General features: G+C 64.6%; 8 protein-coding genes and 1 pseudogene. 4 read left to right on the plus strand and 5 right to left on the minus strand.

The window, feature by feature from the left end; all coding sequences use genetic code 11:
* Nucleotides 1-189 (plus strand): annotated as a pseudogene (locus MOV74_RS20525) (hypothetical protein); the annotation flags it as partial.
* A gap of 250 nt (nt 190-439) precedes the next feature.
* On the opposite strand, the gene MOV74_RS20530 reads toward MOV74_RS20525, so the two are convergent.
* Both MOV74_RS20530 and MOV74_RS20535 read right to left on the minus strand, forming a co-directional pair.
* Nucleotides 440-1,210, minus strand: a complete 771-nt coding sequence (locus tag MOV74_RS20530) for an alpha/beta fold hydrolase (RefSeq protein ID WP_246926072.1) — start codon at nt 1,208-1,210, stop codon at nt 440-442.
* A 292-nt stretch (nt 1,211-1,502) separates the two neighbouring features.
* Nucleotides 1,503-1,970 carry an Hsp20 family protein gene (locus tag MOV74_RS20535; RefSeq protein WP_246926073.1) on the minus strand — a complete coding sequence of 156 codons (468 nt, stop codon included), beginning with the start codon at nt 1,968-1,970 and terminating at the stop codon, nt 1,503-1,505.
* Between the two features lie 220 nt (nt 1,971-2,190).
* On the opposite strand from MOV74_RS20535, the gene MOV74_RS20540 reads away from it, so the two are divergent.
* Complete coding sequence (locus MOV74_RS20540) at nt 2,191-3,138, plus strand: alpha/beta fold hydrolase (protein ID WP_246926074.1); 948 nt, start codon at nt 2,191-2,193, stop codon at nt 3,136-3,138.
* Between the two features lie 133 nt (nt 3,139-3,271).
* Here the strand turns inward: MOV74_RS20540 and MOV74_RS20545 are convergent, their stop codons facing one another.
* Together MOV74_RS20545 and MOV74_RS20550 are read right to left on the minus strand one after the other, a co-directional pair.
* Nucleotides 3,272-6,043, minus strand: coding sequence for a di-heme-cytochrome C peroxidase (locus MOV74_RS20545; protein ID WP_246926075.1), 2,772 nt, complete (start codon nt 6,041-6,043; stop codon nt 3,272-3,274).
* 227 nt (nt 6,044-6,270) lie between these two features.
* Nucleotides 6,271-8,067: an adenylate/guanylate cyclase domain-containing protein gene (locus tag MOV74_RS20550; RefSeq protein ID WP_246926076.1), complete on the minus strand. Its 1,797-nt coding sequence runs from the start codon at nt 8,065-8,067 to the stop codon at nt 6,271-6,273.
* 223 nt (nt 8,068-8,290) lie between these two features.
* On the opposite strand from MOV74_RS20550, the gene MOV74_RS20555 reads away from it, so the two are divergent.
* Entirely contained in the window at nt 8,291-8,923 is a 633-nt protein-coding gene (locus MOV74_RS20555) for a LysE family translocator (protein WP_246926077.1), read from the plus strand.
* 136 nt (nt 8,924-9,059) lie between these two features.
* Here MOV74_RS20555 and MOV74_RS20560 read toward each other — a convergent pair whose 3' ends face one another.
* Nucleotides 9,060-9,812, minus strand: coding sequence for a sulfite exporter TauE/SafE family protein (locus MOV74_RS20560; protein ID WP_246926080.1), 753 nt, complete (start codon nt 9,810-9,812; stop codon nt 9,060-9,062).
* A gap of 91 nt (nt 9,813-9,903) precedes the next feature.
* On the opposite strand from MOV74_RS20560, the gene MOV74_RS20565 reads away from it, so the two are divergent.
* Nucleotides 9,904-10,037 (plus strand): LysR family transcriptional regulator (locus MOV74_RS20565; protein ID WP_246926081.1); only part of this gene is annotated, 134 nt, incomplete at its 3' end.

Consider the following 10,037-nt stretch of genomic DNA (forward strand, 5'->3'; position numbering starts at 1 on the left):
AAGCCGGCCGAGCCTGCGACGCAGCAGGCCCAAGCACCGCAGGCTCAAGCAGCGCAGCAGACCGCTGCCGCGCAGGCGAAGCCGGTGGAGGCGGCACCTCAGGCCGCCGGACCGACCGTCGGCCAAGCCAAGCCGGCTCCAACGATTCTGCCGACGCAGGAGATGCCGGCGGCGCAGGGGCTGGATTAGCGAGGCGGGTTTGGCGTGACGGCGCCAGCCACACTGACGCTGTCGTCGCTGCGAACGCATGCGAACGCAGGGACCCATAACTCCAGGGTGCAGTTTGGCGAAGATTCGGAGTCCTGTACGCGCACTCATTCCACCGATAGATCACGCGGTATGGATTCCTGCGAACGCAGGGACGACCTCGGGGTGAGAGTGAGCACAACAAAAAGCGCCCGAAAATCTCGGGCGCCTTTTGCATGAAAGCGATCGCCGCTCAGCTCCGCGGATACCCCGCCGCTTCCAGGATCAAATTCGCCACCTCCTTCGGATGCGACACCAGCGAGAGGTGGCCGGCATCGAGCTCGATGGCGGTGGCGTTCATGCGTTTGGCGAGGAAGCGTTCGAGATCGGGATTGATGGTGTAGTCGTTCTTCGACACCGCGTACCAGCTCGGCTTGGCGTGCCACGCCGCCTCCGTGGTGCGGCCGGCGAAGATCGAGGCCGCCGTCGGCCATTGCACTGCGTAGAGCTCCTTCGCCCGCTCCGGCTTCACGCCATTGGCAAAGTACTTCAGGAAGGCGTCCTCCGAGAGCTTGGTGGTGCCGTCGCGCTCGACGATGCCGGCGCGGGCCGGGCCTGCGGGAAACTGCTTGGACAGTGCGACGAAATCCTCGTTCGCATCGGGCGCGCGGGCGGCGATATAGACAAGGCCGGTGACCTTCGGGTCGGTGCCGACCTGGCTGATCACGGTGCCGCCCCAGGAATGGGCGACCAGCACCGTGGGACCATCCTGCTCGGCCAGCGCGCGCTTGGTTGCCTCGACAGAGTCGGCAAGCGACGACAGCGGATTCTGCACGGCCGTCACATGCAGGCCCGCGGCCTGGAGGATCGGGATCACCTCCGACCAGCTCGAGCCGTCGGCCCAGGCGCCGTGCACCAGCACGACGTTGGTCGCCTTCACGGTCTGCGGCGTCTGTGCGTGAGCGAGGCTGAGGGGGGCCACCAGCAGGCTCGCGGCGACGAAAAGGCTGCGCCAAAGTGTCATGATCGTTCTCCGTCTCATTTTGTGTTCGATGTCCAAAGGACGGTGCCCGGGGTGGCGGCGTTACGCTTGGTCACTCATCCGTGACAAACGTCCTGATCGGGCGCACACGAGACGCGTAAGCAAGGTTACGGAGTGTGGGCGGTAACGTAGAACGACAGACTCGACCCTGTATTTCCAGTTCAACCGAAAACCAGCCGGCTGCTCGCGAACGTTTAGCGAGGCAACGACGGAACAAGCAAAAAAACGCCCCGGGGCACCGGGGCGTTTTCTCAACCTGGAAGTCGCGTGCTGCTTAGGCGGCTTGGGCGGCCGAGTTCTCGATCACCTGCGCCTTCGGTGCGCCGGTGTTGATCGCGATCTGGCGCGGTTTCTTCGCCTCGGGAATCTCGCGGACGAGATCGACATGAAGCAGGCCATTCTCGAGCGAGGCGTCCTTCACTTGCACGAAGTCGGCGAGCTGGAAGGCGCGCTCGAAAGCACGCGCGGCGATGCCGCGGTAGAGCACTTCGGACTTCGAGTTCTCGTTGGCGACCTTCTCGCCCTTGATCGTCAGCGTATTTTCCTTCGCGACGATGGAGAGCTCATCCCTGGCGAAGCCCGAGACCGCAACGGTGATGCGGTAGGCGTTCTCGCCGGTACGCTCGATGTTGTAGGGGGGATAACCGGGGCTGCCGTCCGAACCGGCCTGGTCGAGCAGGCTGAAGAGGCGGTCGAAGCCGACGGTGGAACGATAGAACGGGGTGAGATCGTAGCTACGCATGGTCAAGTCCTCCATTGAGCGACTGTTTGGTAACCCGCCCGCCAATCGGGCCGGGCTTTAGTCTGTGTGCAGCCTCATGTTCCGGTTCCGAAACACTGGTAGCGGCCTGCACGAAGATGATATGGGTGGAACGAGACGGCGTTCAAGAGGGCGGCATTTGCGCCTTTTCGGCGCTTTGGCCCCTTGATTTGCAGCACTTCGCGCCCAAGCACCTCCAATCATGACGCTGGTCTCGATCCCGTCCAATCCCGTCCCCGAAAACGTCGTCAGCGGCACCATCAAGACGCCCGATGGCGCCGAGCTGCGCTTTGCGCGCTGGGCGCCGCCGGCGGGCCGCAAGGGCACCGTCTGCGTCTTCACCGGACGCAGCGAGCAGATCGAGAAATATTTCGAGACCGTGCGCGATCTGCGTGACCGCGGCTTTGCGGTGGCGATGATCGACTGGCGCGGACAGGGCCATTCCTCGCGCCGCCTGCGCGATCCGCGCAAGGGATATGTGCGCGATTTCTCCGATTTCGAGGTCGACGTCGAGGCCTTCGTGCAGCAGGTGGTGCTGCCGGATTGCCCGCCGCCGTTCTTCGCGCTGGCCCACTCCATGGGCGGCACGGTGATGCTGCGGGTGGCGCATGCGGGCAAGCGCTGGTTCGACCGCATGGTGCTGTCGGCGCCGATGATCGACCTGCCCGGCCGCACCACCTCGTTTCCGGTGCGTGCGCTGCTCAAGACGATGCGGCTGCTCGGGCAGGGCGGCCGTTACGTCCCCGGCGGCAGCGATCGCCTCACCGGTCTCGATCCCTTCATCAACAATCCCGTGACCAGCGATCCGGTGCGCTATGCACGCAATGCCGCGATCCTGGAGGAGGACCCGACGCTCGGGCTGGCGTCACCGACCGTGGCCTGGGCCGATACCGCGTTCCGCGCGATGAACACGTTCAAGGGCGTGAACTACCCCTCGCAGATCCGCCAACCGATCCTGATGCTGGCGGCCTCCAACGACGCCGTGGTCTCCACCGCGGCGATCGAGGAATTCGCCTATCACTTGCGCGCCGGCTCCCATCTCGTGATCGCCGGCGCCAAGCACGAGATCCTCCAGGAACAGGATCGCTACCGCTCCCAGTTCTGGGCCGCCTTCGACGCCTTCGTGCCGGGTACGCCGCTGTTCAAGTGAGAGGGCAGTGACGACGAGGGAGTCCTCGTTCTCCGTCATTGCGAGGAGCCCTTGCGACGAAGCAATCCAGGCTGCTTCCGCGGAGACAGTCTGGATTGCTTCGCTTCGCTCGCAATGACGAAGTACGGGTCCGCTACAGCGTCTTTAGATATTCGATCAAATCGTAGCGCTCGGCGTCGTCCTTGAACACGCGGCCGATCACGCCGGGGCGTTTCGGCTCGCCGTCCTTGCGCTCGAAGGAATGGCCGAGCACGCTGTTGCCCTGGATCGGATCCTTCTCTGACCCCGCCGAGAACTGCGTTTCGCCCGTCTTGCATTTCTCGTCCGCGGTCACCGCAAAGCCCACGGTGTCAGGGTCATAGTCGCGGCGGCCCATGCAGAATTTTTGCGGGCGCTCGCTCGCCGGCTTCAGCAGCCAATACAACGAGGGCACCGAACCGTTGTGCAGATAAGGCGCCGTGGCCCATATGCCGTTCAGCGGCCGCGCGCGATAACGCGGATCAGGCGCCGGATTGAGACAGTTCTTGCGCGCCAGATTCCACAGTTTCGCTCGTTCGGCGTCCGTGACCTTCTCGTCGTCCATCCATTTGCGGGCGACGAGATCGACCACCGTCATCAGGCCGAGCGCATAGACCATCTCGTTGGGCGAGGTGCTCGCGGTCGGGACCTCGCATTGCCACCATGTCTGGAGGTCGGCCGTATTCACCTTCAGGAAGCCGGGCACATCGACGATCCTCTTGCTGAGAACGAGCGACTGTTCGGGGTCCGTCTTGATCTCGTCGAGGGGGATCGTCACCGCGTTCAGGACCTTGCTGTCGCCGTTCGGCTCCCAATGCTTCGATGACCAGAAGGCGGGAGTGTCGACGGCCGGCAGGTGGCATCCGGAGCACATCTCGGCGTAGATGGCGCGGCCGCGCTCGACGCGATCCGGCTTCAGCCGCCATGCATCGCCGAGAATCTGCGAAGGCCATTTCGGCGCGAGCAGGCCGCCGAACTTCGGACCGGTGGAAGGATCGGCCGGCTTGAACGGATCGGGACCTCTCAGCATGTCCTCGATCCAGCCGAGTGTCCTGATGTGGACGGAGGACCGCCACAGCCTTTCCTCCGGATAGGCGTCGGACAGATTGAGCAGCGCGGTCACGCCGAGCGCTTCGCCGGCATTGCGGATCAACGGCTGCTCAATCGAGGCGTCGTATTGGGCGAACTTGAACCAGGGCACGGTCCAGATCGGGGGGTAGCTGACCGGTGCGTCCTGGGCGTGCAGGTTCTTCTCGAATCCCTTGACCCCGCTCAGCGCGAGATCCTGCGAGAAGACCTGGTTGCCGATACGGTTGAGCGCGTCGAGGCGGCCGAAACCTTCCTCTGTGTCCTGCTGCTGCCTGCCGTTCCAGGTCTTCTTGCCTTCAATCGTCTGTTGCTGGGTTTTCGCCCAGTCGATCAGGAACGTGCCGATCGCGCTGAGCTTCTGCTTGAGCGCGGCGCGGTCCGTCTTGCTGGCGTCGGGGCCGAGCACGCGATCGGCAAAGCGTTGGAAGCGGAACGGGACGTACAGGGTGTAGGCGATCGAAAGGCCGGTGGAGAGTTCCAGCTTCTTCAGGTCGGTCATGGCTGGGCCGCCGTCGAAGCGGACGTCCACGCCCTGGTAATGGATCTGGCCGGTGTGGCAGGCCGAGCAGGTCAGCCCGATCTTGTCCTCCTCGCGACGGCCGGTCGCGGGATCGACGACGCCGGACATCCGCGCGAAGCCGACCGGCAGGCCGTCGACGTTCTCCGCCGGCGTCCACCTGGTCGACCAGTCCGGCACCTGCGTCGTCTCATAGACATTGGCGTAACCGAAGCGGCGCAGTGTCGTCATGTCGGTCTGGATCGACTGCGGGCTCGGGATGAAGCCGAAGCCTTCGAGATAGGTGCTGTCCTTCATCATGCCCGGCTTTGAGAACAGATGAAGCCGCGGCTGCTCCAACGCCATGAACCATTCGTAGGGCACCGGGAAGGTCGCGGTGCCCTGGCTGGCATGATGGAACCAGTGCCGGTCCTTCAGCGACCAGTTCTGCTCGAGCCAGAAGGCGGCCTTCGTCTCCGGGACCGCAGGCAAGGGCGGCGGCAGAAGATTCACGAGGATCCCCTTCTGCGGCAGCATGGCGCGGACCTGGTTGGGGAATTCGGCGACGGCCACCAGTGCGACGAGGCCAAGGCCGATGACGAACGCCGTCAGCGCGACCGCCCAGCGAAAGCGGAGCTGGCAGGCCGACAGCAGCGGCTGCGACAATATCCGCTGGTTGATACGGTCGGGGAATCTGCGCTCGTTGAACAGCGTGCGCACGTCGGCCACGCTGAGATAACGCTCCCCGTCATTCTTGCCCTTGCCGATGATCTTCAAGAGGATGGGCCATTCGAACTTCATCAGCAGCGGGTAGTACCAGCGTGCGGCGCTGCCGGCGCGCTTGAGGTTGTCGCGCATGAAGGTCTTGATTTCCGCGGCGTTGAGGCCGGGCTCGCTGCTGCCGGTGTTCGGGTCGGTGTAGGTCCGGCCGAAGCTCGCGAGCCGCGCGATCTCGTCCTCGTTGACCTTGCCGTCGACGCTGAGGATGCGCGAGCCGGCGCCGCGCTTGTCGAGCGGACCACCGCGCAGCGCGTCGAGCTGCGCGCCCGACCAGATGCTCTTCAGAATGTGACCGATACCGTTGGCGATGAGCGCAACGCCGCGGACCTGGATGCGGGCCGAGATCTTCTTCAGCCCCGTCTCGCCGGTCGCATTCGCGATGGTCTGCGAGAGCGTGTTGAGCGGGACGGTCCCGCCCTCGACGAAACCTTCACCGACGAGGCCGCGCAGGAACGGACAGGGATTGTTCGGCGAGACCGGGATCGAGGGATCGAAGGGCGGCTTCGAAGTGGGATGATGCATGGCCCAAATCCTGAAAACAGCGAATCGAAATGCGCAGGCGCGCTGTTAGAGCGCGGAAAGTCCTAACAAACCGACAGCAGGTGATACTACTTCAGCGTGTAGCGAAGTGTGGCCGAATTCACTGTCGTGTCAACAAAAGCCGGTGCGGATTTGCCAGGGGACCGGTCAGGGGATGCCAAGAGCCCTGACTGCCAAGCCCTGACTGCCAAGAGCGCCCATGCCGCTGTTCAGGACTCGGCGGCGCGTTTGACGTCGCTCTGCACCAGGGTCAGCTTGCCGAGCGGCACGCCGGCCTTCAGCAGCCCCTCGCGGTAATGGGCGAGGTCCTCAGGCCGCTTCCAGTGGAAGTTGCGCAAGTGCCTGTCGACATTCAGGGTTGGATAGTTTCCCATCAGCACGCCGACGGCCTCGCTCGCCTCGCCACTCCGTCCCATCTGAGCCAATGCCGCGGCACGGATCGCCAGCGCCTGCATGTGGTTCGGGTTGATGTAGAGCTGTTCGCGGGCCCATGACAGGGTCGCGTCATATTGGCGTAACAGGTAGTGACTGAAGGCGTTCAGCGCCGCCCATTGGTAGCGTGGGTCGCTGTTGTCGCGCTGCACCGCCATCGAAAACAGCTCGATCGCCTCGCGGTGCTCGCCGATGACGAAATGGCAGATGCCCAGCACGCCGCGCGCGCCGTTGTCGTAGGGGTTGAGCGCGACCGCACGCTTGGCGGCGTCCATCGCGGCCTCGTAGTGCCCCTCCATGCCGTGAGCCCAGGACAGGATCGAAAACGCGAAGGAGGAGCGCGGGTCGAGCCGGACGCTGGTTTCGGCGAGGTTCATCGCTTCGGCCCACATCTCCCGCGTGCCCTTGACCCAGCCGAACTGGATGCTCTGGATCTGGATCGTGGCGAGATAGGCGTGCGCGATCGACAGTTTGGGATCGAGCCGGATGGCCTCCCGGAACAGGTCGACGGCGGCGGCCAGGTCTTCCTTGGTCTGCCGGTAGTAATGCGACAGGCCCTTGAGGAAGCGGTCCCAGGCGCTCACGTCGGTGCTCAGGCGCGCCGGCGCCGAGGCCTCGGCCCGGACGATCTCGGTGGCGATGGCGGCGGACAGGTTGGTGGTGATCTCGTCCTGCATCGCGAAGAGGTCGCCGATGTCGCGATCGTAGCGGCCGGTCCAGAGCTGCTCGCCGGTCTCCGGCGCGATCAGCTCGGCGGTGACGCGGATCTTGGCGCCGGCGCGCCGCACCGAGCCCTGGATCAGATAGGTGGCGTCGATCTCGCGCGCGATCAGGCGCGTGCTGGTGTTCTTGCCCTTGAAGGCGAAGGTCGAGTTGCGGCTCAGCACGCGATAGAAAGATTGCAACGACAGCGCGTGGATCAGATCCTCGGTGAGGCCGTCGGAGAAATATTCGTCCTGGGCATCGCTGAGATTGGCGAAGGGCAGCACGCCGACGATCGCGGTGCGGTACTGTTGCGAGAGGGCGGATGCCTCCCTCAGCTCGGGTGCGAGCGCCGGTGCGCCCTCAGGCGTCCAGGTCCAGACCCCGACCGCATCCTTGATGTTCTTGAAGCGATGGTTGCCGGCATCGGTCAGCAGCGCGGTGAGATGCTTGCTCGCCTCGCGATAGGCCTTGGCCGAGATCGCGAAGCCGCCGGGGCTCGCCACCGATTCCAGGCGGACGGCAATGTTGACATCGTCACCGAATACTTCGTCCTCGTCGGCGATGACGTCGCCCATGTGGATGCCGAGCCGGAACTGCATGGCGCGGTCGGCCGGCAGATGGTGGTTACGCTCCGCCATCAGCGTCTGCATCGCGATCGCGGCCTCGGTGGCGCCGACGATTGAGGGGAACTCCAGCAGGAAGCCGTCGCCGGTGTTTTTGACGACGCGACCGCCGTGATTGAGGATAATGGGGTGGATCGCGCTGCGATGGGCCTTGAAGGCGGCATGGGTGCCGGCTTCGTCGCTGCCCATCATGCGCGAATAGCCGGCGACATCGGCGCAGACGATGGCGGCCAGACGTCTTTCCATATCCTCGGAGCTCCAAGGGAGGGCGGACCGGCCACGGCGTGGCAGTCGCCTCGAATCCCGCATTTCAAGAACCCTGCCTTTATAAAGCAGATGAGGCCGAGCGGAAGCATGATCCGCATTGCAAATTCGAGGTAAATCCCAAGCAATCCCGGCGGTGGACGGGGAGGGATGAACCGACTAAGCGGGTTTGCGACCGCCGCGGACGGCGGCAGGGGTACCTCGCATGCTGGGCATTCACGAAATCTGGCTCTTCATCCTGTCGGGGGTGCTGCTCAACATCACGCCGGGGCCCGATTCCGTCTACGTCATCGGCCGCAGCATGCAGATGGGCTGGCGGGGCGGTGCCGCTGCCGCCCTCGGCATCAGTTGCGGCTGTTTTGTTCATGTCGCGGCTGCGGCAATCGGCCTTTCGGCCCTGCTGATGGCCTCGTCGACTGCCTTCTCGATCCTGAAGCTGGTGGGCGCTGCCTATCTGGTCGTCACAGGGTTGCAGATGCTGTGGTCGCGCCCGGCGCTGGCGGCGGCGATCGACGAGCCGGTGCGGAGCTCGCTGCGGCGGGTCTTCCTCCAGGGCGTCTTCACCAATGCGCTCAATCCCAAGGTCGCGCTGTTCTTCCTGGCCTTCCTGCCGCAATTCGTCGCAGCCGATGCGCCGCATAAGCCGCTCGCCTTCCTGACGCTCGGCCTGATCTTCATCTGCACGGGGACGATGTGGTGCCTGGTGTTGGCGGCGTTTGCGGCGAAAGCCGCGCACCGGCTGCGCAAGTCGGAGGGCGCGATCGCCTGGGTCAACCGCGCGCTCGGCGGCCTCTTCATCTATCTCGGCATCCGCGTCGCCATGCTGGAGACGCGGTAAGTCATTCGAACGAATGATGGAAGCGGCGCGGGGGCTGCGTAGGGTGGATTAGCGAAGCGCAATCCACCATTGTTTGTTTCCGCGCAAAGCAAAGAGGTGGGTTACGCCTTCGGCTAACCCACCCTACGGTCTGTGTTTAACCAAACTCCTTCGCGAGCGCGCTGCCGGCGAGATAGAGGCCGAGCAAAATCATCGCGATCAGGAACCAGCGGCGGAACGCTTCGGCCGGCATCCGCGCCCGTACCGACTGGCCGATGAACATGCCGGCAAACGCCATGGCCATGCCCACGGCGCCCGGCACGGCATTGGCCGGCGTCAACAGGCCGACGGCGGTGAGGTTGAAGGCGAGCGCCAGCGTCGCCGTCGTGAAGAACACGCCGAGCGCCTGCACCAGCTCGTCCTTCTCCATGCCGATCGCCTGCATGAACGGCATCGACGGGATCACTTGCACCCCGGTCGAAGCTGAGATCACGCCGGTGACGACACCGACCACGCCGCCGACCCATTTCTCGTTCTGCGGGGAGACGCAGAACTGGAATTTGTTCAGACCGATCACGGCATAGATGATGAGCAGGGCGCCGAGCACAATCGTGCCGTAGCGCGCATGCGGGCCGGTCAGCGCGTCGGCATTGAGCCAGCAGCCGATCACGGTGCCGATCATCAGCGGCCACAGCCGCCGCAGGATGTCGCGCAAATACGGGCCGACGAAGGTCTGCCAGATGTTTGTGACGATGGCGGGCACGATCACGATGGCGATCGCGCGGCTCGGCGTCATGCTCACCGCGAGCAGCCCCATGGACACCGTCGGCAGGCCGAGCCCGACCACGCCCTTGACGAATCCGGCGAGCAGAAAGACGGCGGCGATGACGATGAGAAGCGGGTCGATCATGTCGGCACATTGACCGAAGCCGCGCGCCGGCACAATCTGGAGGTTACGGAGAGTACCTTCGTTCAGGACGAAGGCTGAGGAGAGACCTGCCATGCGCTTCGACCTCGTTGACCTCCAGCTCTTCATCGCGGTTGCCGACCAGCGCAGCATCACCCGCGGCGCGGAGCGCTCGCATCTGGCGCTTGCCTCGGCCAGCGCGCGCATCAAGGGGCTCGAGGACGCGCT

It is taken from the genome of Bradyrhizobium sp. SHOUNA76 (genome assembly GCF_023006445.1).
Classification (GTDB): Bacteria; Pseudomonadota; Alphaproteobacteria; order Rhizobiales; family Xanthobacteraceae; genus Bradyrhizobium.